The organism is Pseudomonas sp. 01L34, from assembly GCF_056400265.1.
Map to the genome: position 1 here is coordinate 767,517 of NZ_JBFTSX010000003.1, position 26,833 is coordinate 794,349.

At 59.1% G+C, this 26,833-nt stretch carries 27 protein-coding genes; 18 read left to right on the forward strand and 9 right to left on the reverse strand.

Annotated elements, in window-relative coordinates; translation table 11 throughout:
* Positions 1-22 precede the first annotated feature (22 nt).
* The 13 genes from AC1DQM_RS12055 to AC1DQM_RS12115 all read left to right on the forward strand — a co-directional run bounded on the left by AC1DQM_RS12055 (position 23) and on the right by AC1DQM_RS12115 (position 13,630).
* Positions 23-664: a response regulator gene (locus AC1DQM_RS12055; protein WP_177325199.1), complete on the forward strand. Its 642-nt coding sequence runs from the start codon at positions 23-25 to the stop codon at positions 662-664.
* Between the two features lie 277 nt (positions 665-941).
* A complete protein-coding gene (locus AC1DQM_RS12060) occupies positions 942-2,066 on the forward strand; it encodes an ABC transporter ATP-binding protein (protein WP_018928861.1) in 1,125 nt (374 codons plus the stop codon).
* Between the two features lie 49 nt (positions 2,067-2,115).
* Positions 2,116-3,159: an ABC transporter substrate-binding protein gene (locus tag AC1DQM_RS12065; RefSeq protein ID WP_018928862.1), complete on the forward strand. Its 1,044-nt coding sequence runs from the start codon at positions 2,116-2,118 to the stop codon at positions 3,157-3,159.
* A gap of 212 nt (positions 3,160-3,371) precedes the next feature.
* Positions 3,372-4,619 (forward strand): ABC transporter permease, encoded by a 1,248-nt coding sequence (locus tag AC1DQM_RS12070; RefSeq protein WP_018928863.1) that lies wholly within the window; start codon positions 3,372-3,374, stop codon positions 4,617-4,619.
* A gap of 12 nt (positions 4,620-4,631) precedes the next feature.
* Positions 4,632-5,456, forward strand: a complete 825-nt coding sequence (locus AC1DQM_RS12075) for an ABC transporter permease (RefSeq protein WP_018928864.1) — start codon at positions 4,632-4,634, stop codon at positions 5,454-5,456.
* A gap of 138 nt (positions 5,457-5,594) precedes the next feature.
* Complete coding sequence (locus AC1DQM_RS12080; protein WP_019580746.1) at positions 5,595-6,743, forward strand: iron-containing alcohol dehydrogenase; 1,149 nt, start codon at positions 5,595-5,597, stop codon at positions 6,741-6,743.
* Between the two features lie 91 nt (positions 6,744-6,834).
* Positions 6,835-7,509, forward strand: a complete 675-nt coding sequence (gene rpe / locus AC1DQM_RS12085; RefSeq protein WP_007941649.1) for a ribulose-phosphate 3-epimerase — start codon at positions 6,835-6,837, stop codon at positions 7,507-7,509.
* Entirely contained in the window at positions 7,506-8,324 is an 819-nt protein-coding gene (locus AC1DQM_RS12090; protein WP_477746232.1) for a phosphoglycolate phosphatase, read from the forward strand. Before rpe ends, AC1DQM_RS12090 begins: the two co-directional genes overlap by 4 nt.
* A gap of 71 nt (positions 8,325-8,395) precedes the next feature.
* Complete coding sequence (trpE, locus tag AC1DQM_RS12095; RefSeq protein ID WP_018928867.1) at positions 8,396-9,877, forward strand: anthranilate synthase component I; 1,482 nt, start codon at positions 8,396-8,398, stop codon at positions 9,875-9,877.
* Positions 9,878-10,344: 467 nt separating this feature from the next.
* On the forward strand, positions 10,345-10,938 hold the full coding sequence (locus tag AC1DQM_RS12100; RefSeq protein WP_018928869.1) for an aminodeoxychorismate/anthranilate synthase component II: 594 nt from the start codon (positions 10,345-10,347) through the stop codon (positions 10,936-10,938).
* Between the two features lie 9 nt (positions 10,939-10,947).
* Positions 10,948-11,997, forward strand: a complete 1,050-nt coding sequence (gene trpD / locus AC1DQM_RS12105; protein WP_477746233.1) for an anthranilate phosphoribosyltransferase — start codon at positions 10,948-10,950, stop codon at positions 11,995-11,997.
* Positions 11,994-12,830 (forward strand): indole-3-glycerol phosphate synthase TrpC, encoded by an 837-nt coding sequence (gene trpC / locus AC1DQM_RS12110; protein WP_018928871.1) that lies wholly within the window; start codon positions 11,994-11,996, stop codon positions 12,828-12,830. The genes trpD and trpC overlap by 4 nt, the downstream gene beginning before the upstream one ends.
* 98 nt (positions 12,831-12,928) lie before the next feature.
* Positions 12,929-13,630 carry a lipoate--protein ligase family protein gene (locus AC1DQM_RS12115; protein WP_477746234.1) on the forward strand — a complete coding sequence of 234 codons (702 nt, stop codon included), beginning with the start codon at positions 12,929-12,931 and terminating at the stop codon, positions 13,628-13,630.
* Between the two features lie 26 nt (positions 13,631-13,656).
* Here AC1DQM_RS12115 and crp read toward each other — a convergent pair whose 3' ends face one another.
* Positions 13,657-14,301, reverse strand: coding sequence for a cAMP-activated global transcriptional regulator CRP (gene crp / locus AC1DQM_RS12120; protein ID WP_018928873.1), 645 nt, complete (start codon positions 14,299-14,301; stop codon positions 13,657-13,659).
* Between the two features lie 246 nt (positions 14,302-14,547).
* On the opposite strand from crp, the gene AC1DQM_RS12125 reads away from it, so the two are divergent.
* Together AC1DQM_RS12125 and speD are read left to right on the forward strand one after the other, a co-directional pair.
* Complete coding sequence (locus tag AC1DQM_RS12125; RefSeq protein ID WP_007941657.1) at positions 14,548-14,970, forward strand: OsmC family protein; 423 nt, start codon at positions 14,548-14,550, stop codon at positions 14,968-14,970.
* A 238-nt stretch (positions 14,971-15,208) separates the two neighbouring features.
* Positions 15,209-16,003, forward strand: a complete 795-nt coding sequence (gene speD, locus AC1DQM_RS12130) for an adenosylmethionine decarboxylase (protein ID WP_018928874.1) — start codon at positions 15,209-15,211, stop codon at positions 16,001-16,003.
* A gap of 93 nt (positions 16,004-16,096) precedes the next feature.
* Here the strand turns inward: speD and coq7 are convergent, their stop codons facing one another.
* From coq7 to hemJ, 6 genes are all read right to left on the reverse strand, one after another.
* Entirely contained in the window at positions 16,097-16,744 is a 648-nt protein-coding gene (coq7, locus tag AC1DQM_RS12135; RefSeq protein ID WP_018928875.1) for a 2-polyprenyl-3-methyl-6-methoxy-1,4-benzoquinone monooxygenase, read from the reverse strand.
* 121 nt (positions 16,745-16,865) lie between these two features.
* Positions 16,866-17,204, reverse strand: a complete 339-nt coding sequence (locus AC1DQM_RS12140; protein ID WP_007906873.1) for a histidine triad nucleotide-binding protein — start codon at positions 17,202-17,204, stop codon at positions 16,866-16,868.
* Between the two features lie 80 nt (positions 17,205-17,284).
* Positions 17,285-18,073 (reverse strand): SDR family NAD(P)-dependent oxidoreductase, encoded by a 789-nt coding sequence (locus AC1DQM_RS12145; protein ID WP_018928876.1) that lies wholly within the window; start codon positions 18,071-18,073, stop codon positions 17,285-17,287.
* A 62-nt stretch (positions 18,074-18,135) separates the two neighbouring features.
* Positions 18,136-19,095, reverse strand: coding sequence for a DUF805 domain-containing protein (locus AC1DQM_RS12150; RefSeq protein ID WP_477746235.1), 960 nt, complete (start codon positions 19,093-19,095; stop codon positions 18,136-18,138).
* A gap of 91 nt (positions 19,096-19,186) precedes the next feature.
* On the reverse strand, positions 19,187-20,155 hold the full coding sequence (locus AC1DQM_RS12155; protein ID WP_477746236.1) for an NAD(P)H-dependent flavin oxidoreductase: 969 nt from the start codon (positions 20,153-20,155) through the stop codon (positions 19,187-19,189).
* A 33-nt stretch (positions 20,156-20,188) separates the two neighbouring features.
* Entirely contained in the window at positions 20,189-20,620 is a 432-nt protein-coding gene (hemJ, locus tag AC1DQM_RS12160) for a protoporphyrinogen oxidase HemJ (protein ID WP_018928879.1), read from the reverse strand.
* Between the two features lie 135 nt (positions 20,621-20,755).
* On the opposite strand from hemJ, the gene argC reads away from it, so the two are divergent.
* Positions 20,756-21,790: an N-acetyl-gamma-glutamyl-phosphate reductase gene (argC, locus tag AC1DQM_RS12165; protein WP_019580754.1), complete on the forward strand. Its 1,035-nt coding sequence runs from the start codon at positions 20,756-20,758 to the stop codon at positions 21,788-21,790.
* 167 nt (positions 21,791-21,957) lie between these two features.
* Positions 21,958-22,308 (forward strand): iron-sulfur cluster insertion protein ErpA, encoded by a 351-nt coding sequence (gene erpA, locus AC1DQM_RS12170; protein ID WP_007906865.1) that lies wholly within the window; start codon positions 21,958-21,960, stop codon positions 22,306-22,308.
* A 73-nt stretch (positions 22,309-22,381) separates the two neighbouring features.
* Here the strand turns inward: erpA and AC1DQM_RS12175 are convergent, their stop codons facing one another.
* Both AC1DQM_RS12175 and AC1DQM_RS12180 read right to left on the reverse strand, forming a co-directional pair.
* Complete coding sequence (locus AC1DQM_RS12175) at positions 22,382-23,473, reverse strand: anhydro-N-acetylmuramic acid kinase (RefSeq protein ID WP_026286625.1); 1,092 nt, start codon at positions 23,471-23,473, stop codon at positions 22,382-22,384.
* A 3-nt stretch (positions 23,474-23,476) separates the two neighbouring features.
* The gene (locus AC1DQM_RS12180) at positions 23,477-24,895 is read right to left on the reverse strand and encodes a peptidoglycan DD-metalloendopeptidase family protein (protein ID WP_018928882.1); all 1,419 of its coding nucleotides are present in this window, start codon (positions 24,893-24,895) and stop codon (positions 23,477-23,479) included.
* A gap of 210 nt (positions 24,896-25,105) precedes the next feature.
* Here AC1DQM_RS12180 and tyrS point away from each other — a divergent pair, with 210 nt between their 5' ends.
* On the forward strand, positions 25,106-26,305 hold the full coding sequence (gene tyrS, locus AC1DQM_RS12185; RefSeq protein WP_064620726.1) for a tyrosine--tRNA ligase: 1,200 nt from the start codon (positions 25,106-25,108) through the stop codon (positions 26,303-26,305).
* Positions 26,306-26,833 lie beyond the last annotated feature (528 nt).

Here is a 26,833-nt window from a genome sequence, read left to right on the forward strand (position 1 = left end):
TCTTGGTTCTGACATAAGAAGAATGGAGAAGAACGTGATCCGTGTATTGGTAGCCGAAGACCACACCATCGTTCGCGAAGGCATCAAGCAATTGATCGGCCTGGCCAAGGACTTGCTGGTGGTCGGGGAGGCGAGCAATGGCGAGCAGTTGCTCGATACCTTGCGCCATGTTCCCTGCGAAGTGGTGTTGCTGGACATCTCCATGCCCGGGGTCAACGGCCTGGAGGCGATCCCGCGGATTCGCGCCATGAGCAATCCGCCGGCGATTCTGGTGTTGTCGATGCACGACGAAGCGCAGATGGCCGCTCGGGCGTTGAAGGTCGGCGCTGCGGGTTACGCGACCAAGGACAGCGATCCGGCATTGTTGCTGACGGCGATTCGCAAGGTCGCGGCGGGCGGGCGCTACATCGATCCGGACCTGGCCGACCGCATGGTTTTCGAAGTCGGCCTGACCGACACACGGCCGCTGCACTCGTTGCTGTCGGAGCGTGAATTCTCGGTATTCGAACGCCTGGCCCAGGGCGCCAACGTAAACGACATCGCCCAGCAACTGGCCTTGAGCAGCAAAACCATCAGTACCCACAAGGCGCGGCTGATGCAGAAACTCAACATCACCTCCCTGGCCGAACTGGTGAAGTACGCGATGGAACACAAACTCCTGTGATCCACACGACCCGCTGACTCACTGCAAATACCTGTGGGAGCGTGCATGTCCAATTACGACATGCCCGCAAAGCCGCTTTTACCGGTTCCTGTGGCTTGCAGCTCACCGTCTGTCGCCATCAAGAATCGACATATCCATCCCCGCCATCCTTGTAGGGCAATCCCTACCCCCAACCTTCCATCCGGCTGAGGCGATTCTCTCCTGCGCCCCGATTTGCGCGGCTCCCAGCGTCCACTAGGCTTAGTCCACAGCAGTCATCAATAACAAAGGTGTGGGTATGAGCCAGGTTGATTCAAGTGCAGGGGCCAGCGATATTCTGGTCAGCTTTCGTGGAGTGCAAAAGAGCTACGACGGCGAGAACCTGATTGTCAAAGACCTCAACCTGGAAATTCGCAAAGGCGAATTCCTGACCTTGCTCGGGCCGTCCGGTTCCGGCAAAACCACCAGTCTGATGATGCTCGCCGGCTTCGAAACGCCGACCGCCGGGGAGATTCAACTGGCCGGGCGTTCCATCAACAACGTGCCACCGCACAAGCGCGACATCGGCATGGTGTTCCAGAACTACGCGTTGTTTCCGCACATGACCGTGTCCGAGAACCTGGCGTTCCCGCTGACCGTGCGCGGCTTGAACAAGAGCGACGTCAGTGACCGGGTCAAGCGTGTGCTGAGCATGGTTCAGCTCGATACTTTCGCCCAGCGCTATCCGGCGCAACTGTCCGGCGGTCAGCAGCAGCGTGTGGCCCTGGCTCGCGCCCTGGTGTTCGAACCGCAACTGGTGCTGATGGACGAACCCCTCGGCGCACTGGACAAACAACTGCGTGAACACATGCAGATGGAAATCAAACACCTGCACCAGCGCCTCGGCGTGACCGTGGTCTACGTGACCCACGACCAGGGCGAAGCCCTGACCATGTCCGACCGCGTCGCCGTGTTCCACCAGGGCGAGATCCAGCAGATCGCGCCACCGCGCACGCTCTACGAAGAGCCGAAAAATACTTTCGTCGCCAACTTCATCGGCGAGAACAACCGCCTCAACGGCCGCTTGCATAGCCACACCGGTGATCGCTGCGTGGTCGAGCTTGGTCGCGGTGAAAAGGTTGAAGCACTGGCGGTCAACGTCGGCAAGACCGGCGAACCCGTCACGCTGTCGATTCGTCCGGAGCGCGTGAGCCTCAATGGCTCGAGCGAGTCCTGTGTCAACCGCTTCTCGGGAAGGGTGGCGGAATTCATCTATCTGGGCGACCACGTCCGGGTTCGCCTGGAAGTCTGCGGCAAGACCGACTTCTTCGTGAAACAACCGATTGCCGAGCTCGATCCTGCGCTGGCTGTCGGCGACGTGGTACCGCTTGGCTGGCAGGTCGAACACGTTCGCGCGCTCGACCCACTTCTAGAGGCGCATTGATCGCCCCCTGCTTCACCAACACCAACCCTGCACGTGGAGAGAACAATAAATGTTGAGATCCCTGAAATTCACCGCCCTGGTCGTCGGCATGATCGGCGCGGCGCACGCGATGGCGGCTGGCCCGGACCTGACCGTGGTGTCCTTTGGCGGGGCGAACAAGGCGGCGCAGGTCAAAGCCTTCTACGCACCATGGGAAGCGGCGGGCCACGGCAAAATCGTCGCTGGCGAATACAACGGCGAAATGGCCAAGGTCAAAGCCATGGTCGACACCAAGAGCGTGTCCTGGGACCTGGTGGAAGTTGAATCGCCGGAACTGTCCCGTGGTTGCGACGAAGACATGTTCGAGCAGCTTGATCCGAAGCTGTTCGGCAAGTCTGAAGACTATGTCAAAGGCGCTATCCAGCCGTGCGGCGTGGGCTTCTTCGTGTGGTCGACCGTGCTGGCCTACAACGCCGACAAGCTGAAAACCGCTCCGACCAGTTGGGCTGATTTCTGGGACACCAAGAAATTCCCGGGCAAGCGCGGCCTGCGCAAAGGCGCCAAGTACACCCTGGAATTCGCACTGATGGCTGACGGCGTTGCGCCGAAAGACGTCTACAAAGTGCTGGCCGGCAAAGATGGCCAGGACCGCGCGTTCAAGAAACTCGATGAACTCAAGCCAAGCATCCAGTGGTGGGAAGCCGGCGCACAACCGCCGCAATACCTCGCCTCCGGTGACGTGGTCATGAGCTCGGCCTACAACGGCCGGATCGCCGCGGTACAAAAAGAAAGCAACCTGAAAGTAGTGTGGAACGGCGGTATCTACGACTTCGACGCATGGGCCATTCCAAAAGGTCTGGACAAGACCCGTGCCGAAGCTGCGAAGAAATTCATCGCCTTCTCGGTACAGCCGCAACAGCAGAAGACCTACTCGGAAAACATCGCCTACGGCCCGGCCAACACCCAGGCAGTGCCATTGCTGTCCAAGGATGTCCTGAAAGACATGCCAACCACCCCGGAAAACATCGCCAACCAGGTGCAGATCGACGTCAGCTTCTGGGCTGACAACGGCGAGCAACTGGAGCAGCGCTTCAATTCCTGGGCAGCGAAGTAACCAGAGGGCTAGCCCTCTTGTGAGGGCGAGCCATTGTGGTGAGGGGGCTTGCCCCCGTTGGGTCGCGAAGCGGCCCTAAAACCTGCAACCGCGATGTATCAGGTACACCGGATGCATGGTTTCACGGCTGCTTCGCAGCCGAACGGGGGCAAGCCTCCTCGCCACAATTTCGCTCCCCCTTATCGATTGATCAAAGATTTCCGGAGTACGCCATGGCTATCGCCGTTCCCGTGAACGCGGGCACCGACCCCACCTTGAAGCAGCGGCTAAAGCACGCCGAGCGAATCAACCGCTGGAAAGCACAAGCCTTGATCGCGCCGTTGGTGCTGTTTCTGTTGCTGGTGTTCCTGGTGCCGATCGTGGCGCTGCTCTACAAAAGCGTCGGTAACCCGGAAGTGGTCGGCGTCATGCCGCGCACCGTGGCAGCCATCGCCAGTTGGGATGGCCGAGGCCTGCCGGCAGAGCCTGTGTACAAGGCCGCCAGCGAAGACCTCGCCGAAGCCCGCAAGAATCAGACCTTGGGTGATTTGTCCAAGCGCTTGAACATGGAGTTGGCCGGCTACCGCAGCCTGCTGACCAAAACCGCGCGCGCCTTGCCGTTCGCCACGGAGCCTGCTTCTTATAAAGAAGCGCTGGAAGGACTCGACGAACGCTGGGGCGATCCGGCCTATTGGCAGGTGGTGCGCCGCAACACCAGTGGCGTGACGCCTTATTACCTGCTGGCCGCCGTCGATCACCGTATCGACGACCTCGGCGAACTGGCCCGGGCCACTCCCGATCAGGCGATCTACCTCGACATCTTTGCCCGTACGTTCTGGATGGGCCTGATCATCACCATGATCTGCCTGGTGCTTGCTTATCCGCTGGCCTACCTGCTGGCGAACCTGCCCTCGCGCCAAAGCAACCTGCTGATGATTCTGGTGCTGTTGCCGTTCTGGACCTCGATTCTGGTGCGGGTCGCGGCGTGGATCGTGTTGCTGCAATCGGGCGGCTTGATCAACAGCGGCCTGATGGCCATGGGCGTCATCGATAAGCCGCTGGAGCTGGTGTTCAACCGCACCGGGGTCTACATCTCGATGGTGCACATCCTGCTGCCGTTCATGATTCTGCCGATCTACAGCGTGATGAAAGGTATCTCGCCGACTTACATGCGTGCGGCGATTTCCCTGGGCTGCCACCCGTTCGCCAGTTTCTGGCGGGTGTACTTCCCGCAGACCTATGCCGGTGTTGGCGCCGGTTGCCTGTTGGTGTTCATCCTCGCCATCGGCTACTACATCACCCCGGCGTTGCTGGGCAGCCCGAACGATCAGATGGTCAGTTACTTCGTCGCCTTCTACACCAACACCAGCATCAACTGGGGCATGGCGACCGCGCTCGGTGGACTGTTGCTGCTGGCGACCGTGGTGCTTTATCTGATTTACAGCTGGCTGGTGGGCGCCAGTCGCCTGCGCCTGAGCTAAGGGGAGAGTGAAATGCTGAGTCCTTATATGTCGCCCATCGAACGGGTGTGGTTCTACAGCTTGCGGATTCTCTGCGGCTTGATTTTGTTGTTCCTGATCTTGCCGGTGCTGGTGATCATTCCGCTGTCGTTCAACTCAGGGAGTTTTCTGGTCTACCCGCTGCAAGGCTTCTCGCTGCACTGGTATCAGGACTTCTTTGCCTCGGCGGAATGGATGCGTTCGTTGAAGAACAGCATGATCGTGGCTCCGGCAGCGACCGTGCTGGCGATGATCTTCGGTACGCTGGCGGCGATCGGCCTGACCCGTGGCGACTTCCCGGGCAAGGCGCTGGTAATGGCGCTGGTGATTTCGCCGATGGTGGTGCCGGTGGTGATCATTGGTGTGGCCAGTTACCTGACCTTCGCGCCACTGGGCTTCGGCAACAGCTATACCTCGTTGATCGTGGTGCACGCCGTGCTGGGCGTGCCGTTTGTGATCATCACGGTATCGGCGACCTTGCAGGGGTTCAACCAGAACCTGGTGCGGGCCGCGGCCAGCCTGGGGGCTTCGCCGCTGACGACGTTCCGCCGGGTGACCTTGCCGTTGATTGCGCCGGGGGTGATTTCCGGTGCGCTGTTTGCCTTCGCTACCTCGTTCGATGAAGTGGTGGTGACGCTGTTCCTCGCCGGTCCCGAACAAGCGACCTTGCCACGGCAGATGTTCAGCGGCATCCGCGAAAACCTCAGCCCGACGATCGCCGCTGCCGCGACGCTGCTGATCGCATTCTCGGTGATCCTGTTGCTGACCCTGGAATGGCTGCGTGGGCGCAGCGAAAAACTGCGCACCGCCCAAGCCTGACGCCAACTGTGATCGTTCCCGCGCGAGTGTGGGAACGATCACAGAAGCACCTCGATCATTCACCAACTTAATAGCAGACAAACCCCAATCCCCAGCTACTATTGTGCCCAGCTCCCCTATCTATAAGAGGCTGCGCACATGAGTCTTTCCTCTTTCAAAATCGCTCACAAACTGATCACCGGCGCAGGTGCCATCGAGCAACTGGCGGCCGAGCTCACGCGTCTGGACATCGACAACCCGCTGATCGTCACCGATGCCGCGCTGGTCAAGTCCGGCACGGTGGAGCTGGCGCTGGCGCAGCTGGGCGAGCGCAGTTATGAGATTTTCGACCGGGTGTTGCCGGACCCGGAAATCGCCATCGTCGAAGATTGCATGCGGGTTTACCGTGAGGGTGGGCATGACGGGCTGATCGGCCTCGGCGGCGGCAGTGCCATCGATATCGCCAAGAGTGTTGCCGCCTATGCCGGTTATCACGGTGCGCTGGAGGATTTGTTCGGCATCGATCAGGTGCCGCGCAAAGGCCCGCCGCTGATCGCCATCCCGACCACCGCTGGCACCGGTTCGGAAGTGACCAACGTGGCCATCCTCTCCGACAAGGTCGCGCAGCTGAAGATGGGTATCATCAGCGATTACCTGTTGCCGGACGTGGCGTTGGTCAGCCCGCAAATGACCCTGACCTGCCCGCGCAGTGTCACCGCCGCCAGTGGCGTCGATGCGCTGGTGCACGCCATCGAGTCCTACCTGTCGCTCAACGCCTCGCCCATCACCGATGCCTTGGCCATTGGCGCGATCAAGCTGATTACCAAGGCGCTGCCCAAGGCTTACGCCAATCCCGCCCACCTGCAAGCCCGCGAAGACATGGCCACCGCCAGCCTGATGGCCGGCATGGCGTTCGGCAATGCCGGGGTCGGTGCGGTGCATGCGTTGGCGTATCCGCTGGGTGGGCGTTTCAACATTGCCCATGGTGTCAGCAATGCCTTGCTGCTGCCGTATGTCATGACCTGGAACAAGATGGCCTGCGTGGAACGCATGCAGGATATTGCCGAGGCCATGGGGGTGAAGACCGCTCATCTGAGCGCCAGTGAGGCGGCGGATAAAGCCGTGGAGGCGATGACCGAGCTGTGCGCCGCCGTGGAGATCCCGCGAGGTCTGCGCAGTTTCGGGGTGCCCGAGGAGGCGATCCCGGCCATGGCCGTGGAAGCCGCTGGCACCGAACGCCTGATGCGCAACAATCCGCGCAAGTTGAGCGCCACCGATATCGAGAAGATCTACCGAGCGGCCTACTAGGACTTGCCCCAATCATCGCAGCACGGTGCGCGCGTCAAAGCATGAGGTATACAATGCGCGCCATCGTGATTCTGCTCAAAAAAGGTGCGTCATGCAGCCCTTCGTTATTGCTCCGTCGATTCTCTCCGCCGACTTCGCCCGCCTGGGCGAGGAAGTGGACAACGTCCTGGCCGCCGGCGCCGACTTCGTGCACTTCGATGTCATGGACAACCACTACGTGCCGAACCTGACCATCGGCCCGATGGTCTGCTCCGCGCTGCGCAAGTACGGCGTGACCGCGCCGATCGACGCGCACCTGATGGTCAGCCCGGTGGACCGCATCGTCGGCGACTTCATCGAAGCCGGTGCGACCTACATCACCTTCCACCCGGAAGCCACGCTGCACGTCGACCGTTCCCTGCAACTGATCCGCGAAGGCGGCTGCAAGGCGGGCCTGGTGTTCAACCCGGCGACCCCGCTGGACGTGCTCAAGTACGTGATGGACAAGGTTGACATGATCTTGCTGATGAGCGTCAACCCGGGCTTCGGCGGGCAGAAGTTCATTCCAGCCACCCTCGACAAGCTGCGTGAGGCACGGGCGCTGATCGATGCCTCCGGGCGTGACATTCGCCTGGAAATCGACGGCGGGGTGAACGTGAACAACATTCGCGAAATCGCCGCTGCGGGCGCCGACACTTTCGTGGCCGGCTCGGCGATCTTCAATGCGCCGAACTACCAGGAAGTGATTGAAAAAATGCGCTCCGAACTGGCGCTGGCTCGCCCATGAGCGGTTTTGAGCAGCTGTTCCCGGGGCGTCTGCCGCGGCTGGTGATGTTCGATCTGGATGGCACGCTGGTCGATTCGGTCCCTGACCTCGCAGCGGCTGTGGATAACATGCTGCTCAAACTCGGGCGTGACCCGGTCGGCATCGAACCGGTGCGTGAGTGGGTCGGCAACGGCGCGCCGGTGCTGGTGCGCCGTGCACTGGCCGGCGGCATCGATCATTCGTCGGTCGATGATGGCGAAGCCGAGGGTGCACTGCAGATTTTCATGGAGGCCTACGGTGAGGGGCATGAGCAGACCGTGGTCTATCCCGGTGTGCGCGACACCCTGAAATGGCTGCACAAGCAGGGCGTGGCGATGGCGCTGATCACCAACAAGCCGGAGCGCTTCGTCGCGCCGCTGCTGGATCAGATGAAAATCGGCCGTTACTTCAAATGGATTATCGGCGGCGACACCCTGCCACAACAGAAACCTGATCCGGCTGCGCTGTTTTTTGTGATGAAAATGGCCAACATTCCGGCGTCGCAATCATTGTTCGTCGGCGACTCGCGTAGCGATGTGCTGGCGGCGAAAGCGGCGGGGGTCAAATGCGTGGCCCTCAGTTACGGTTATAACCATGGTCGACCGATTGCCGAAGAGTCGCCGGCGCTGGTGATCGATGATCTGCGCAAACTAATTCCCGGTTGCCTGGATCCGGCCGCTGAGATAACGTTGCCCGACGCTGTTCAACCCCCTGCTGGAAACGCCATCGTGGTGGTCACTCGCAAACTCTGGATGAAAGTCATCAAGGCCCTGGCCCGCTGGCGTTGGCGCGCCTGACTTGTTCCTGGCCGGCTATCCGGCGCGTTTGCATACCTGACCGTTAGACCCTCAAGCCACGAGGCTACTCCATGATCCGCGAAGAATTCCTGCGTTTGGCCGCTGCCGGCTACAACCGCATCCCGCTTGCCTGCGAAACCCTGGCCGACTTCGACACGCCGCTGTCGATCTACCTGAAACTGGCCGACGAGCCGAACTCCTATTTGCTGGAGTCGGTGCAGGGCGGCGAGAAGTGGGGCCGTTATTCGATCATCGGCCTGCCGTGCCGCACTGTGTTGCGGGTTCACGATCACCACGTCAGCGTGACCCACGACGGCGTCGAGATCGAAAGCCACGACGTTGAAGACCCACTGGCCTTCGTCGAAGCCTTCAAGGCGCGCTATAACGTGCCGACCATTGCCGGTCTGCCGCGCTTCAACGGCGGTCTGGTGGGTTACTTCGGTTACGACTGCGTGCGTTATGTGGAGAAGCGTCTGGGCAAATGCCCGAACCCGGATCCGCTGGGCGTGCCGGACATTCTGCTGATGGTGTCCGATGCGGTGGTGGTGTTCGACAACCTCGCCGGCAAGATGCACGCGATTGTCCTGGCCGATCCGTCTCAGGAAGATGCCTTCGAACAAGGTCAGGCGCGTCTGCAAGCGCTGCTGGAACAACTCCGTCAGCCGATCACACCGCGCCGTGGCCTGGACTTCAGCAAACAGCAATCGGCCGATCCAGTGTTTCGTTCGAGTTTCACCCAGGACGATTACGAGAAAGCCGTCGACACCATCAAGGAATACATCCTGGCCGGTGACTGCATGCAGGTCGTGCCGTCCCAGCGCATGTCGATCGACTTCAAGGCTGCGCCTATCGATCTGTACCGGGCGCTGCGTTGCTTCAACCCGACGCCGTATATGTACTTCTTCAACTTCGGCGACTTCCACGTCGTCGGCAGTTCGCCGGAAGTGCTGGTGCGGGTCGAAGACAACCTGATCACCGTGCGCCCGATTGCCGGCACTCGCCCACGCGGGGCCAACGAAGAGGCGGACCTGGCGCTGGAAAAAGACCTGCTGTCGGATGACAAGGAAATCGCCGAGCACTTGATGCTGATCGATCTGGGCCGCAACGATACCGGGCGCGTCTCGGAAATCGGTTCGGTGAAGCTCACCGAGAAGATGGTCATCGAGCGTTATTCCAACGTGATGCACATCGTGTCTAACGTCACCGGCCAATTGAAGGCCGGGCTGACAGCGATGGACGCACTGCGGGCGATCCTGCCGGCCGGCACCTTGTCCGGCGCACCGAAGATTCGCGCGATGGAAATCATCGACGAGCTGGAACCGGTCAAGCGGGGCGTCTATGGTGGCGCGGTCGGTTACTTCGCCTGGAACGGCAACATGGACACCGCGATTGCGATTCGCACCGCCGTGATCAAGAACGGTGAACTGCATGTGCAGGCCGGTGGCGGCATCGTCGCCGACTCGGTACCGGCGCTGGAATGGGAAGAAACCCTGAACAAGCGTCGCGCGATGTTCCGCGCCGTGGCCCTGGCCGAACAAACCCCGGAAAACTGATCCACATAGAAAACGCGGTGCCTGCGAGGGCGCCGCGTTTTTTTATGCCTGTCATTCCCCTTTTAATCTTTTGATTTTGTGCTTCGGCCGCTCTCGACACCGCCAAAAAACTTCCAGCTTTTTGCCATCTGTCGCTAACCCTTCGATTGTTTCGCGAGCTGTCGCTCCGGCCATATTGCACGCTCTGCCCAGCTACGTTACTGTGCCCAGACGTATGAATGAGACCTTTCCCGTGTTGATCGTCAGCAAACTCCTGGATCAAGTCATCAAGGCACACGCCCGTTGGCGTTGGCGCGCCTGAATCTTTTCTGCCGGCCTGGCCGGACCTGTACCGCTTTGCCTTCTTTACCTGTACGAAATGCCGCTTTGCTGGCGCCACTCCAGCACCCGTCAAAGCGCAGCGCACTGCGGGTAAATCATTCGAAGGCCGTATTAAAAGTCAGTGAATTCAAGAGGTTCTTAACGCCATGTTGCTGATGATCGATAACTACGACTCTTTTACTTACAACGTTGTGCAATACCTCGGCGAGCTAGGCTCCGAGGTCAAAGTCGTGCGCAACGATGAACTCACCATTGCCGAAATCGAAGCCCTCAAGCCTGAGCGCATCGTCGTGTCTCCCGGTCCTTGCACCCCGACCGAAGCCGGTATTTCCATCGAAGCGATCAAATACTTCGCCGGCAAGCTGCCGATTCTCGGCGTTTGCCTGGGTCACCAATCCATCGGCCAGGCGTTTGGCGGCGATGTGGTCCGTGCCCGTCAGGTCATGCACGGAAAGACCAGCCCGGTATTTCACGAGGACAAGGGCGTATTCGAAGGTCTGAATCGCCCGTTGACGGTCACCCGCTACCATTCGCTGATCGTCAAGCGCGAAACCCTGCCCGATTGCCTGGAGCTGACTGCCTGGACCCAGCTCGAAGACGGCTCGGTGGATGAGATCATGGGCCTGCGTCACAAGACGCTGAACATCGAGGGTGTGCAATTCCACCCCGAGTCTATCCTCACCGAACAGGGGCACGAGCTGTTCGCCAACTTCCTCAAACAAACTGGCGGCACGCGCTAAGGACTTTCCATGGATATCAAGACAGCCCTGAGCCGTATCGTCGGCCACCTCGACCTCAGTACCGATGAAATGCGTGATGTCATGCGCGAAATCATGACCGGGCAATGCACGGACGCACAGATTGGTGCGTTCATGATGGCCATGCGCATGAAGAGCGAAAGCATCGACGAGATCGTCGGCGCCGTGACGGCGATGCGCGAGTTGGCGGACAAGGTCGAACTCAACACCCTCGACGGCGTGGTCGATGTGGTCGGCACCGGCGGCGACGGGGCCAATATCTTCAACGTCTCGACTGCTTCCTCATTCGTGGTCGCGGCGGCCGGTTGCACCGTGGCCAAGCACGGTAACCGTGCGGTGTCGGGCAAAAGCGGCAGCGCCGATTTGCTGGAAGCAGCGGGTATCTACCTGAACCTGACCCCAGTTCAGGTTGCACGCTGCATCGACAACGTTGGCATCGGTTTCATGTTTGCCCAGACCCATCACAGCGCCATGAAGCACGCCGCCGGCCCGCGCCGCGAGCTGGGCTTGCGCACCTTGTTCAACATGCTCGGCCCGCTTACGAATCCGGCCGGCGTGAAACATCAGGTGGTGGGTGTATTCAGTCAGGCGTTGTGCCGGCCATTGGCCGAAGTCTTGCAGCGCTTGGGCAGTAAGCACGTGCTGGTGGTGCACTCCAAGGATGGCCTGGACGAGTTCAGCCTGGCGGCCCCGACCTTTGTCGCGGAGTTGAAGAATGACCAGATCACCGAGTATTGGGTCGAGCCCGAAGACCTCGGCATGAAGAGCCAGAGCCTGCACGGTCTGTCGGTGGAATGCCCGGCGGCTTCCCTGGAACTGATTCGCGATGCCTTGGGCAAGCGCAAGACCGAGAATGGTCAGAAAGCCGCCGAGATGATCGTGCTCAATGCCGGCGCCGCGCTGTACGCCGCCGACCATGCCAGCAGTTTGAAAGAAGGCGTTGCCCTGGCGCACGATGCGCTGCACACAGGCCTCGCTCGGGAAAAACTTGAGGAGTTGGGTGCATTTACCGCGGTATTCAAAGTGGAGAATGAGGGATGAGTGTACCGACGGTTCTGGAAAAAATTCTGGCCCGCAAAGTCCAGGAAGTCGCCGAGCGTAGCGCTCGTGTGAGCCTGGCAGAGCTGGAAAACCTGGCCAAGGCGGCCGATGCACCCCGTGGTTTCGCCAAGGCATTGATCGATCAGGCCAAGAAGAAACAGCCGGCGGTGATTGCTGAAATCAAGAAAGCTTCGCCAAGCAAGGGCGTGATTCGCGAGAACTTCGTGCCTGCGGACATTGCCAGGAGTTACGAGAAGGGCGGGGCTACTTGCCTGTCGGTGCTCACCGACATCGACTACTTCCAGGGTGCGGATGCGTATCTGCAACAAGCCCGGGCGGCGTGCAAGCTGCCGGTGATCCGCAAAGACTTCATGATCGATCCGTACCAGATCATCGAGTCCCGCGCCCTGGGCGCTGATTGCGTGCTGTTGATCGTCTCCGCACTGGATGACGTGAAAATGGCCGAGCTGGCGGCCGTGGCCAAAAGTGTCGGCCTCGATGTGCTGGTGGAAGTCCACGATGGCGACGAGCTGGAGCGGGCCTTGAAAACCCTCGACACGCCGCTGGTGGGCGTGAACAACCGCAACCTGCACACCTTCGAGGTCAGCCTGGAAACCACCCTCGACTTGTTGCCGCGTATTCCGCGTAATCGTCTGGTGGTCACCGAGAGTGGCATTCTTAACCGCGCCGATGTCGAGCTGATGGAAATCAGCGACGTGTATGCGTTCCTGGTCGGCGAAGCGTTCATGCGCGCCGAAAGTCCGGGTACTGAACTGCAGCGCCTGTTCTTTCCTGAGCGCGGTGTTCCAGTGAGCGGCTCTACGCTCGACTGAACACATTTTCGCAGGCAACCCGATCCCCTGTGGGAGCGGGTTTACCCGCGAGTAGGTCATCAAGCCCCCCAAAGACTTCATGTCTTACGGAGTCGTCCATGTCCCAGCCAACCTCTCTGACCATCGAAGCCGGCCTGCTCGCCGAACAGGACCTGTTGGCCCATGTGTGCACCGGTGATTCGGAGTTCGGCTTGTTATTCTGGCAACCCACAGACCAGGCATTGGTCATGCCGCGCCGCTTGAATCGCTTGCCGGGTTTCGAGGCGGCGTGCGAGATATCAGCCGCTGCCGGTTGGCCGGTACTGCTGCGCGAAACCGGCGGCGAGCCGGTGCCGCAATCGGCATCGACCCTCAACATCGCGCTGGTCTACGCGCCACCGCGTAGCGAGGGTGACCAGAACCGGATCGAAACCGCCTATCGCCGACTCTGTGACCCGATTTGCCAGCTGCTTGACGAGTTGGGTGGTGTGTCGTCCGTGGGCGAAATTGAAGGCACGTTCTGCGATGGCCGTTTCAACGTCAACCTCGATGGTCGCAAGATGGTCGGTACCGCTCAGCGCTGGCGGCAGAGCAAGGGCGGTCAGCGTCCGGTCGGGCTGGTGCACGGGGCGATGCTGATCGATAACGAGCGAGAGTCAATGGTCGCGGCGGTCAATCGTTTCAACGAAGCCTGCGGTCTGGAACAGCGGGTTCGCGCAGAAAGCCACATTGCCCTGCATGAAAAATTTGCCGCTCCCGATGCACTGGAACGGCTCGATGCGTTGTATCGCAAAATGCTGGCAGAAGTGCTCGGGGCTTAAGTGTTCCAGGCTTCGGTTTTCAGAGCCTAGCGCGTACCGAAGACCACCATGGTCTTGCCTTTGACGTCGACCAGGTTGCGTTCTTCCAGATCCTTGAGCACGCGGCCGACCATCTCACGGGAACAACCGACAATCCGGCCGATCTCCTGGCGGGTCACCTTGATCTGCATGCCATCCGGGTGGGTCATGGCGTCTGGCTGCTTGCACAGCTCCAGCAGGCAGCGCGCCACGCGGCCGGTCACGTCGAAGAACGCCAGGTCGCCGACCTTGCGCGTGGTATTGCGCAGGCGTTGTGCGATTTGTCCGCTGAGCACGTAAAGAATGTCTGGATCCTGTTGAGACAACTCGCGGAATTTCGCGTAGCTGATTTCCGCGACTTCGCATTCGACTTTGGCGCGAACCCAGGCGCTGCGCTCCTGTTCCAGCCCGGCTTGCTCGAACAGACCCAGTTCACCGAAGAAGTCGCCGGAGTTGAGGTAGGCAATGATCATTTCACGGCCGTCGTCATCCTCGATCAGGATGGTCACCGAACCCTTGATGATGAAGAACAACGTGTCCGAGCGGTCGCCGGCACAAATGATGTTGCTCTTGGCGGCATAGCGACGGCGCTGGCAGTGCATCAACAGTTTGTCGAGGTTCTTGATTTTGGATATGGGGGTAATAGCAACCATGGTTGTATCCCGAAAAGACTGCACGGTATGTTTGTTTTTTGTAGGGGGCTGGTGAAGCCTGGTTTTTTGTTCGCTACAAAGCTGGCTAAGCGCCAGTGAATTGGCGTCAGCTTAACAGACACATTCCTTCAAGATTCGAGAATTTACCTACGACCCATACGGTTATGTCCTAGGAAGGCGAAGCGCTGCCAATCAAGGGCCCTGTGCTAAGCTGGCGACCCTTTTTTATACAGTGGAGTCTTGGCGATGAAGGCACGCATCCAATGGGCAGGCGAAGCCATGTTCCTCGGTGAATCCGGCAGCGGTCATGTCGTGGTCATGGACGGTCCGCCCGATGCCGGCGGTCGCAACCTGGGTGTCCGCCCGATGGAAATGCTCCTGCTGGGTGTTGGTGGTTGCAGCAATTTCGATGTGGTCAGCATCCTCAAGAAGTCGCGTCAGGCCGTCGAAAGCTGCGAAGCCTTCCTCGAAGCCGAGCGTGCGACCGAAGATCCGAAGGTGTTCACCAAGATCCACATGCACTTCGTGGTCAAGGGACGCGGGCTGAAAGAAGCCCAGGTCAAGCGCGCCATCGAGCTGTCGGCCGAGAAGTACTGCTCGGCCTCGATCATGCTCGGCGCGGCTGGCGTGGCGATTACCCACGACTACGAGATTATCGAGCTCGGTTGAATCGACATTCAACTATCATAAAAGCGGTGCAGACTCTGGTGATCCATAGCTGACGTCTGCATAATGCGCCACTTTTTTCAGGGCAGTGATCGGTCACCCGACAGGTCGCTTGCCTGAACAGACAACCAAAATCGCCATCGCGAAGAGGTGTTAACCGTCCTACGCAGGTGCGTCGTTCGCATCTGACGGGCATGCTTGATCACGCGGCCAGCCCGCAATACATAGAGAGTTTTTAACGGTGAAAAGCAAACTCAAGCTCCACGGGTTCAATAACCTGACAAAGACCTTGAGCTTCAACATCTATGACATCTGCTACGCGGAAACCCCGCAAGACCAGCAGGCTTACGTCGAGTACATCAATAAAGAGTACAACGCCAAGCGCCTGACGCAGATCCTCACAGAAGTTGTCGATATCATTGGTGCCAATATCCTGAACATCGCCAGTCAGGACTATGAACCCCAGGGCGCCAGCGTCACGATTCTGATCTCTGAAGAGCCGGTAACCCCCACCGACAGTCAGATTGAAGAGTCTCCGGGCCCGTTGCCCGAAATCATCCTGGCCCACCTCGACAAGAGCCACATCACGGTGCACACCTACCCGGAAATCCATCCGGTGGACGGTATCGCGACGTTCCGTGTGGACATCGACGTGTCGACCTGTGGCGTCATTTCACCGCTCAAGGCGCTCAATTTTCTGATTCACCAGTTCGATTCGGATATCGTGACTGTGGATTACCGCGTGCGCGGCTTCACCCGTGACGTTGAAGGCAAGAAACACTTCATCGACCACGAGATCAACTCGATCCAGAACTATCTCTCCGAAGACACCCGCGACGCGTACCAGATGACCGACGTGAACGTGTATCAGGAAAACCTGTTCCACACCAAAATGCTGTTGAAGAACTTCGAACTGGATAACTACCTGTTCGGCGACGCCACCAGCAACCTGTCCTCTGAGCAGCGTGCCCAGGTGACTGAGCGTGTGAAACACGAAATGCTTGAAATCTTCTACGCGCGCAACATGCCGAGCTGAGAGTTCCGAGTACAAAAAAAGGCGACTACCGCAAGGTAGTCGCCTTTTTCATTGCTGTTGTCCGCGAAGAGGCCCGATCAAACAACGCAACCGTCAGATCCGATAAGTGCTCTTGGTCATCACCTTGGCCAGCAGACTCATTCCGAACTTCACCGGCGCAGGAAAACGGAACCCTCCAGCATCCAGCGCACTTTCGGCGTGATGTTCTTCATCAATGCGCATCTGCTCAAGGATCGCCCGGGATTTTTCGTCCTCGGCGGGCAGTTGTTCAAGGTGTTCGTTCAGGTGTTTGCAAACCTGATGCTCGGTGGCGGCAACGAAACCCAGGCTGACTTTGTCGCTGATCAACCCGGCCACCGCGCCAATCCCGAACGACATTCCGTAGAACAGCGGATTGAGAATGCTGGTGTGGCTGCCCAACTGGTGGATGCGCTGTTCGCACCAGACCAGATGATCGATTTCTTCTTCGGCGGCATGTTCCATGGCAGCGCGCACTTGCGGCAACTTGGCGGTCAGGGCTTGACCTTGATACAGCGCCTGGGCACAGACTTCGCCGGTATGGTTGATGCGCATCAAACCGGCGACGTGCCGGGTGTCCTCGTCGTTCATTTGCGCATCCGGCTGCACGATGGCAGGCGACGGACGGTAGGGCTGACCGCTGAAGGGCAGCAAAGTACGCATCGCGGCATCGGCTTGCAGCAGAAGACGGTCAATTGGCGAGTAGTGACGTTGGGTAGTCATGCTGACCTCCGGGAAAAATCTCGGCGGCCAGTTTAACCCAATCGGCCGGGGAGGGTTTGCGCTGGGTCATCTGTGGCGAGGGAGCAAGCGCCCTCGCCACATAAACCGGTACTGCTTGCAATCAGCCCGGAGGCCAGTGCATCTGGCGCTGACCCAGCACGTGCATATGAATGTGATAAACGGTCTGCCCGCCCAATTCATTGCAGTTCATGACCACCCGGAAACCTTCTTCACAGCCCAGTTCCAGAGCCAGACGCTGCGCGGTGAACAGAATATGCCCGGCCAGAGCCTTATCGTCCTCGGTGAGATCGTTAAGGGTGCGCACCGGTTTCTTCGGGACCACCAGGAAATGCACGGGGGCCTGTGGGGCGATGTCGTGGAAGGCCAGTACCTGGTCGTCCTCGTAAATGATCTTCGCCGGGATTTCCCGGTTGATGATCTTGGTGAACAGAGTATCCACAGCTGTTTTCTCCGTTGTTTGGCTGGCTTGAGTGTACGCATGGGCCCTGCCTGAGCCCAGTTTTTTACCTTGAAGGCTGGTCAGCGCGGGCAGTACGCCTTATTGACCATGCCCGCGATTGTCCGGGTCAGCCAGCGCGAGCCGAGCCGTGGCAAGAAGGCGAACCAGCGATTCAGGCGACCGGGGATGATAATGGCGCGATTTTTCTCCAGGGCGCGCACGGTGTAGAGCGCGACTTCCTCTGGGCTCATCAGCAGTTTGCTCTCGCCCAGCTTGTCGGTGTTCAGTTGCGCGGTGCGAAAAAACGCCGTGCGGGTCGGGCCGGGGCAGAGCACCGACACCTTGACCGCGCATTTTTTCAGTTCGACGCGCAAGCCTTCGGAAAAATTCAGCACATAAGCCTTGCTGGCGTAATAAGTGCTCATCCAGGGGCCGGGATGGAACGCCGCAACCGAGGCGACGTTCAGAATCTGCCCGCCGCCCTGCAAGGCCATGCTGTTACCAATGGCATGACACAAGCGAGTGAGGGCCAGGATGTTCACTTCGATCAGGTCCTGCTCGGTCATCCAGTCCTGGGCCAGGAATGGGCCACAGGTACCGATGCCGGCGCAGTTGACCAGCAGATCGATTTGCCGCTCACCTTCCTCCAGCTCCAGCAGAAATCCGGACAGGCGCAACGGTTCACCCAGGTCACAGGCACGAAACAAAACTTCCACGCCAAAACGTTGAGTCAGTTCAATCGCAATACTTTCCAGCTGATCACGCTGTCGGGCCACCAATAGCAGGCTGCGGCCGCGCCGGGCCAGCGCTTCGGCCATTGCCAGGCCGATGCCGCTGGAAGCGCCAGTGATCAGAGCGTAACGGGTCATGCAGTTCTCCATCGCAACAGCTCCGCGCCAGCGACGCAGGTGTCACGGGCGGGGAGCGCTGTTCATTCTTTTGCAGAGTCTACAGGGGGCTGGGCCGCTTCGGCTGCATCGTTGGTTGAATCTGCTGCCGAGTCGACTTCGACGGGCGCAGCTTCGACTTCATCGGTGGTCACGGAGCTGCTTTGATAGGCGCTATCAGTGGCGCTTTCGTACTCATCCTGAATTGCCGTGAGACCTCCGGTCAGCCCGCCAACGAACATGATCGCAATAAACACCAGCCACAATGAAGCCAGTACCCTGACTGCGTTGCTGTTGGGCGGCGGCGGTGCGCCATATCGATTGGCAGTGTTGTTACCCGGCACGATCATTATCACGAACGGGAAAGCGCCCCCCACGAACGGCACAAGGTTCAACAGCCAGAGCCATCCAGACCAGCCGATATCGTGCAGGCGCTGCACACTGAACTGAATGCTGATGAACGCGAGTATCACGATCAGAATAACGGCCAGCAGACCCGCGACAATCAGGCCGGCAGTCGAGTTGGTGCTGATGAGGCCGAAGCCGAAAATGGCCAGCACCGAGCCAATGCCCAACGTCACCAGCGTCAGAGCCATTGTCCAGGCCAGAAAGCGCAGTCGGCCGATGCGGCCACTGAAACTGAATGCCTTGAGTGTGGCGAACTCCGGCAGCGCTTCGCCGACCGTGGCGCGTGGCGGAGCGTAGGGGGAATCGGGCTCTGCCGATGGCGGTGGGCTGACGTGAACGTCGGACAGGTTCAGCTCGATCGAGGGTTCGGCTTCGATTCGGGCATCGATGCCGGTTTTCGTCAGCGCCTGAAGATAAGTTTGCGCGTCGGCGTGTGACAGTTCGCGTTTGAGCGCAACCGTCCGGCCACTGAACAGGCGTTCGATGGCTGCGACATCGCTTTTGAACAGCTCGGCGAGATTGAGCTTGGCGGTGGTGGCATCAACACCGGGCAGCAAAGCACCATCGAAGACGATCTTGAAACGGTTTTCGCTCATGGCCGAGGCATCCTTGTCGCGAGAGTTGTAATGGAAAGTGTAACAAGAGGGAGTTTAAGGCCGGCCGGGTTGGGCTGGCCAAACTTTCCTGTCAGCGCGGCCAGCGCTTGGGCAGTGCTGCCGCCAGTTCCAGCGCCTTGCGGTATTCGGTGCCGAGACGTTCGACCAGTTGGTCGACACTCGGCAGATCCTCGATCTCCCCGACACCCTGGCCCGCAGACCACACGGTTTTCCAGGCTTTGGCTTCATCGTTCAACGGCTTGAGCTTGGAGCCGAAGTCCACCTCGCCCTTGCTTTGCAGCGCCGCCATGTCGAAACCGGCGGCCTCCAGGCTCTGACGCATGAAGCTTGCCGGAACCCCAGACACCGCTGGAGTATGGACGATGTCCGCGGCTCTGGCAGTCAGGAGCATCTCCTTGTAGGCGTCAGGCGCATGACTTTCGGTGGTGCCGATAAATCGCGTACCGAAGTAGGCCAGATCCGCACCAAGCAATTGCGCAGCAAGAATCTCGTGGCCATGGTTCAGGCAGCCAGCCAGCAGCAGGGTCTTGTCGAAAAACTGGCGAATCTCGGCGATCAGCGAAAACGGGCTCCAGGTCCCGGCGTGACCACCGGCCCCCGCGGCAACGGCAATCAAACCGTCGACACCGGCTTCGGCGGCTTTTTCTGCGTGGCGACGGGTCGTCACGTCGTGAAACACCAGGCCGCCGTAGCTGTGCACGGCATCGACCACTTCCTTCACGGCGCCGAGGCTGGTGACCACGATCGGTACTTTGTGTTCGATGCAGATCGCCAGGTCCGCCTGCAATCGCGGATTGCTGTGGTGGACGATCAGGTTCACCGCGTAAGGGGCGGGGTTTTCCAGTGTCGCCAACCCTGCTTCGATTTCTTCCAGCCAGGCCTTGAAACCGCTGCTTTCACGCTGATTCAGCGCAGGGAAACTACCCACCACGCCATTACGGCAGCAGGCGAGCACCAGCTCAGGGTTGGAGATCAGGAACATCGGTGCCGCCACCACCGGCAGTCGCAAGCGTTGTTCGAGCAGAGCGGGCAGCGACATTGGAAGTACCCCGGGTGAGTGTGCCTGTTGGATTTAAAACGGCCGGACGACGACCAGAATTACGATAGCCAGCAATATCAGAACCGGCACTTCATTGAACCAGCGATAAAAGACATGGCTGCGGGTGTTTTCGCCACGGGCAAAACGTTTTACCTGTGCGCCGCACATGTGGTGGTAGCCGATCAGGATCACCACCAGGGTCAGCTTGGCGTGCATCCACGCGCCCTGGCCGAAATAGGCGCTCGGGTTGAGGCTGATCAGCCAGATACCGAAGACCAGGGTGGCGATCATCGCTGGCCCCATGATACCCCGGTACAGCTTGCGCTCCATGATGCTGAAGCGTTCCTTGCTGACGGTGTCTTCGCTTTGCGCGTGATAGACGAACAGGCGCGGCAGGTAAAACAGGCCGGCAAACCAGCAGACCATGCTGATGATGTGAAGCGCTTTGAGCCACAGATAAAGCATTTTTGGTTATTCCCAGGTTCACGGTAGTGAAGATAGTAGGGGGTAGAGCGCCCGCACGTCACCTTGACGGTTGTCGCAGGGCCGCGCGGCCCCTATTATCGACGGCTTTCCAGTGGGTTCGTTGAGGGCAGGTTTATGGTCAAGGTCGGTATCGTCGGCGGCACGGGTTACACCGGTGTCGAACTGCTGCGTCTGTTGGCACAGCATCCGCAGGCAGAAGTGGTGGTGATCACTTCCCGATCCGAGGCCGGCCTGGCCGTGGCCGACATGTACCCGAACCTGCGAGGCCATTACGACGGCCTGGCGTTCAGCGTTCCGGACATCAAGACCCTCGGGGCTTGCGATGTCGTGTTCTTCGCCACGCCGCACGGTGTCGCCCATGCCCTGGCGGGTGAATTGCTGGCTGCCGGCACCAAGGTTATCGACCTGTCGGCAGACTTCCGTTTGCAAGACGCCGATGAATGGGCCAAGTGGTACGGCCAGCCGCACGGTGCGCCGGAACTGCTGGATGAGGCGGTCTACGGCTTGCCGGAAGTCAATCGCGAGCAGATCAAGCAGGCACGCCTGATTGCTGTACCGGGTTGCTACCCGACCGCGACGCAATTGGGTTTCCTGCCATTGCTCGAAGCCGGTCTGGCCGATACCACACGCTTGATTGCGGACTGCAAATCCGGTGTCAGTGGTGCCGGTCGTGGCGCTTCCGTAGGTTCGCTGTACTCCGAGACGTCGGAAAGCATGAAGGCCTACGCCGTAAAAGGTCACCGTCACTTACCGGAAATCCGTCAGGGGCTGCGTCGTGCCGCGGGCAAGGACGTTGGCCTGACGTTCGTTCCGCACCTGACGCCAATGATTCGCGGCATTCACTCGACGCTCTACGCGACCGTCGTGGACCGCTCGGTGGATCTGCAGGCTCTGTTCGAAAAGCGTTATGCCAACGAACCGTTCGTCGACGTAATGCCAGCCGGCAGCCATCCGGAAACCCGCAGCGTGCGTGGTGCCAACGTTTGCCGTATCGCCGTGCATCGTCCGCAGGATGGTGATCTGGTGGTGGTGTTGTCGGTCATCGACAATCTGGTCAAAGGCGCGTCGGGTCAGGCTGTGCAGAACCTGAATATCCTCTTCGGTCTGGATGAGCGCCTGGGTCTTTCCCATGCGGGCATGCTGCCGTAAGCTTTATCCCGCAATGCAAAAAGGCCCGTTGAACGGGCCTTTTTGCATTCTGGTCTGACAATTGGGTTGATTGATATACCGTAACAATAGTTGACCGATTTTCTGGGAGAAGCGGATAATGCGCGTCATCACGCATTATGGCGGCGTAACGCCGGGAGATAGTCAGCATGAGCGTCGAATCCTTCACCCCCACGGCTTTGCAATTCACCCACGGTGCTGCGCACAAGGTGAAGAGCCTGGTCGATGAAGAGGGGAATGATCGCTTGAAGCTGCGCGTATTCGTTACGGGCGGCGGTTGTTCAGGGTTTCAGTACGGCTTCACCTTCGATGAAGAAGTGGCCGATGACGACACCATTGTCGAGCGCGAAGGCGTCAGCCTGGTGGTCGATCCGATGAGCTTCCAGTACCTGGCAGGTGCCGAGGTGGATTATCAGGAAGGTCTGGAAGGTTCGCGTTTCGTGATCAAGAACCCGAACGCCACCACCACGTGTGGCTGCGGCTCTTCGTTCTCGATCTGATCGCAACTCTCCGCATCAACAAGCGCCGCAGGGTCTCAGGATTCTGCGGCGTTTTGCTGTCTGGAGTTAAGGTTCAGGCGGGGTAGATGGCGCCGAGAATGCGCAGGCCACGGGCGCCGGTGACGCTTGGGCGGTTGGTCGCGATACCTTCCAGGCAGCAATGAGCCAGCCAGGCAAAGGCCATGGCTTCAACCCAGTCCGGGTCTACACCATAAGCGGCAGTGCTGCTGACTTTCGCGTTCGGCAACAGGCTGGCCAACCGTTTCATCAACGTGGCGTTGTGTGCGCCACCGCCGCAGACCAGCAGCTCCCGGGTATCCGATTGAGCGCTTTGCAATGACTCGACGATGGTCAGGGCGGTCAGCTCAAGCAGTGTGGCCTGTACGTTTTCGGCTGCGAAGGTTGGCAGTTGTGACAGATGCTGCATCAGCCATGGCAGATTGAACACTTCGCGGCCAGTGCTCTTCGGGCCTTGAGTTACAAAGAACGGATCACTGAGCAGCTCATTCAACAGAGCCGGTTCAACCTTGCCGCTGGCGGCCCATTGGCCATCGCGATCGAAGTTGTCGCCGCGTTGCCGGTGAATCCAGGCATCCAGCAGGACATTCCCCGGGCCGCAGTCAAAACCCGCGACAGGCTTGCCGGGTTCGATCAGGCTGAGGTTACTGAACCCGCCGACGTTCAGCACCGCGCGGTTACCGGGCTGCTGTTCAAACAAGGCTTCGTGAAAGGCCGGAACCAATGGGGCGCCTTGTCCGCCAGCGGCTACGTCGCGGCTGCGGAAATCGCTGACCACGGTGATGCCGGTCAGCTCGGTGAGCAGCGCAGGGTTGCCGATCTGCACCGTGAACCCGCGTGCCGGTTCGTGGCGAATGGTCTGGCCGTGGCTGCCAATCGCGCGAATGTCGTCGGGCTTGAGGTTTTGTTGGTCGAGGAGGGTGTGAATGCCCTGTGCGGCCAGCTTCACCCAGTTTTGCTGGGCAATGGCGGAGCGGGCAATCTCGTCCGGACCGCTGGCGCACAAGCCAAGCAGCTCGGCGCGCAGGGATTCGGGCATGGGGATGTAATGCGTGGCGATCAGCTTGATCGCCGGGGCTTGCTCGATCAGCGCAATGTCCAGGCCATCAAGGCTGGTCCCGGACATCACACCTATATAGAGCGCCATGGCTTAGCGTTTGCTCGAAGCCAACAGGGTGGCTTTCTCTTGGTCCATACGCGCCATCAGCGGTTGGCTTTGCGCAAGGAAGCGTGAGCGTTCAGCTTTGGAGATCGGATCGGCCATCGCTACCTTCTGACCCAGTGGATCGACGTGCACGCCATTGACCTGGAACTCGTAGTGCAGGTGCGGGCCGGTGGAGAGGCCGGTGGTGCCGATGTAGCCGATCACCTGACCTTGCTTGACGCTGCCGCCAGTCTTGATGCCTTTGGCGAAGCCCTGCATGTGGCCGTACAGCGTACGGTAAGTACTGCCGTGCTGGATAATCACGGTATTGCCGTAACCGCCCCGGCGACCGGCCAACAATACCTGGCCGTCGCCGGCAGCCTTGATCGGTGTGCCGCGCGGTGCTGCGTAATCGACACCCTTGTGGGCGCGGATCTTGTTCAGGATCGGGTGCTTGCGGCCCATGGAGAATTTCGAGCTGATGCGGGCGAAGTCTACCGGAGTACGGATGAACGCCTTGCGCATGCTGTTGCCGTCAGCCGTGTAGTAGCTGCTGTTGCCTTGTTTGTTGGTGTAGCGCACGGCGGTGTAAGTCTTGCCACGGTTGGTGAAGCGCGCGGAAAGAATGGGACCGTTACCGACGGCTTTACCGTTGACGACTTTCTGTTCATAGATCACATCGAACTCGTCACCCTGGCGAATATCCTGGGCGAAGTCGACGTCATAGCCAAACACGCTGGCCATATCCATGGTCAGGCTATGGGACAAACCGGCACGGGCTGCGGATTGCGACAGCGAACTGTTGATCACGCCATGTACGTAGGCGGTGCGAACAGTGGGCTTGGCGGTAATGCGGTTGAATGTATAACCCTTGCCGTTCTTGGTCAGGCTGATGCTTTCCGTGTCGCTGACTTTGCTGTGCAAATTGGTCAGTTGGCCGTTCGGGCCGAGTTCGAACTCGAGCTTCTGGCCATGTTTGAGCTGGCTGAACTGCTTGGCCTGCTTGTCGCTGGCCAGCACTTCATGCACCGAAGTGGCCGGAAGGCCGACTTTCTCAAACAAGGTCGAGAGAGTGTCGCCTTTGGCAACGATCACTTCCCTGTGGCCTGGCGCCTTCTTTTCTTCGACGACTGGCGCGGGGGCGGCCTGGGCGGCTTCCTGAGTGTTTTCGGCGCTGTTTTCGATCTGCGCGAAAGGGGAGGCTGCCGGCTCATTTGTGGCTTGGACGACGTCGGCGGCGTCTTGATCTTGTGTCAGTTGTTCTACAGGGCTTTCCAGTTCAAGACTCAGGGTCGTCTTTTTGGCTTCAACATCACTGGAAGGAAATACCAGAAGCGCCAGGCTCAGAAGGGCGGCGATACCGCTTGCTGCGAGCAGGTGGGTCTTCGGGTAAAGCGGTGGCGCTTTAGACGATTCTTTGGTCATAAGTAATTTTGACTTTGAAAAAATGAATTGGAAAAGATGAATGACATGATGAAGACGAAATAACTGTATAAAATATAACCAAATCATCTCTGAAGCAAGCCTGCGGACGCTCTGTCCGTGGATTGGCGTCCGTGCGCCGGGCAAAACTTGTATTTGACGCCCGATCTTGTATGGTTGGTCCCCTTTGAATTCGAGTCTTGCAGGTCTGTTATGAAGTCGGTTGAAGAGCAGCTAGCGCTGATCAAACGTGGTGCAGAAGAACTGTTGGTCGAGTCCGAGCTGATCGAAAAGCTCAAGCGTGGCCAGCCGCTACGTATTAAGGCAGGCTTCGATCCGACCGCGCCGGATTTGCACCTGGGTCACACCGTGCTCATTAATAAGCTGCGCCAGTTCCAGGATCTGGGGCATCAGGTGATCTTCCTTATCGGTGACTTCACCGGGATGATCGGTGATCCGAGTGGCAAGAGCGCGACACGTCCGCCGCTCACTCGTGAACAGGTTCTCGAGAATGCCGAGACCTACAAGACTCAGGTCTTCAAGATTCTTGATCCGGCCAAAACCGAAGTGGCGTTCAACTCCACCTGGATGGATCAGATGGGGCCGGCTGACTTCATACGTCTGACTTCGCAATACACCGTGGCACGCATGCTCGAGCGCGATGACTTCGACAAGCGCTACACGACCAATCAGCCAATCGCCATTCACGAATTCCTCTATCCGCTGGTTCAGGGTTACGACTCGGTCGCTTTGCGCGCGGACGTCGAGCTGGGCGGTACCGATCAGAAGTTCAACCTGCTGATGGGGCGTGAACTGCAGCGTGGTTATGGTCAGGAGGCTCAATGCATTCTGACTATGCCGTTGCTCGAAGGGTTGGATGGCGTGAAGAAGATGTCCAAGTCGTTGGGCAACTATGTCGGTATCCAGGAGGCGCCGGGTGTCATGTACGGCAAGCTGGTCTCTATTCCTGATGTGCTGATGTGGCGCTACTTCGAGCTGCTCAGCTTCCGCTCCATGGAAGAGATCGATGCTTTGCGGGCTGATGTCGAGGCGGGTGCGAATCCGCGTGACATCAAGATCAAGTTGGCCGAAGAGATCGTTGCGCGTTTCCATGGTGAGGAGGCTGCGGCCAATGCTCACCGTGCAGCAGGCAACCGTATGAAAGATGGCGAGCTGCCGGATGATTTGCCAGAGATCGAATTGACCGCTACCGAAGACATGCCGATCGCTGCTGTCCTTAATAAGGCGGGCCTGGTGAAGAACTCTGCCGTGGCGCGTGACCTTCTGGGTTCTGGTGGTGTGCGTATAGATGGTGAGGTTGTCGATCGCACCTTTATATATGCGCTGGGCGCGACCCACGTTTGCCAGGCGGGGAAGAAGGCATTTGCGCGTATTACGCTCAAATCCGAATAAAGCTGAAATCAGGGGTTGACGGCAGATCCTGGACGTCTATAATTCGCCCCACTTCCGGCGCAGTAGAAACGGAAAACTCCTTGATAAACAACGAGTTACGCAGTTTTCGACAGCGGTTACGCTTCAGTTCATCGAAGCCAGAAGGAGTTGGTAAGGCAGGGTATTGTCGCCTTATTGACGGTTCGATCTTCTCGGTCGAAAGCGGAGAAAAAGAGGTGTTGACAGCAGCGGCTAACGCTGTAGAATTCGCCTCCCGCTAACGAGAGATCGGAAGCGCAAGTGGTTGAAGTTGCAAAGGAAACTTTGAAAGCTTCTGAAAATAACCGCTTGACAGCAACAGAGGCTGCTGTAGAATGCGCGCCTCGGTTGAGACGAAAGMTCTTAACCAACCGCTCTTTAACAACTGAATCAAGCAATTCGTGTGGGTGCTTGTGGAGTCAGACTGATAGTCAACAAGATTATCAGCATCACAAGTTACTCCGCGAGAAATCAAAGATGTAACCAACGATTGCTGAGCCAAGTTTAGGG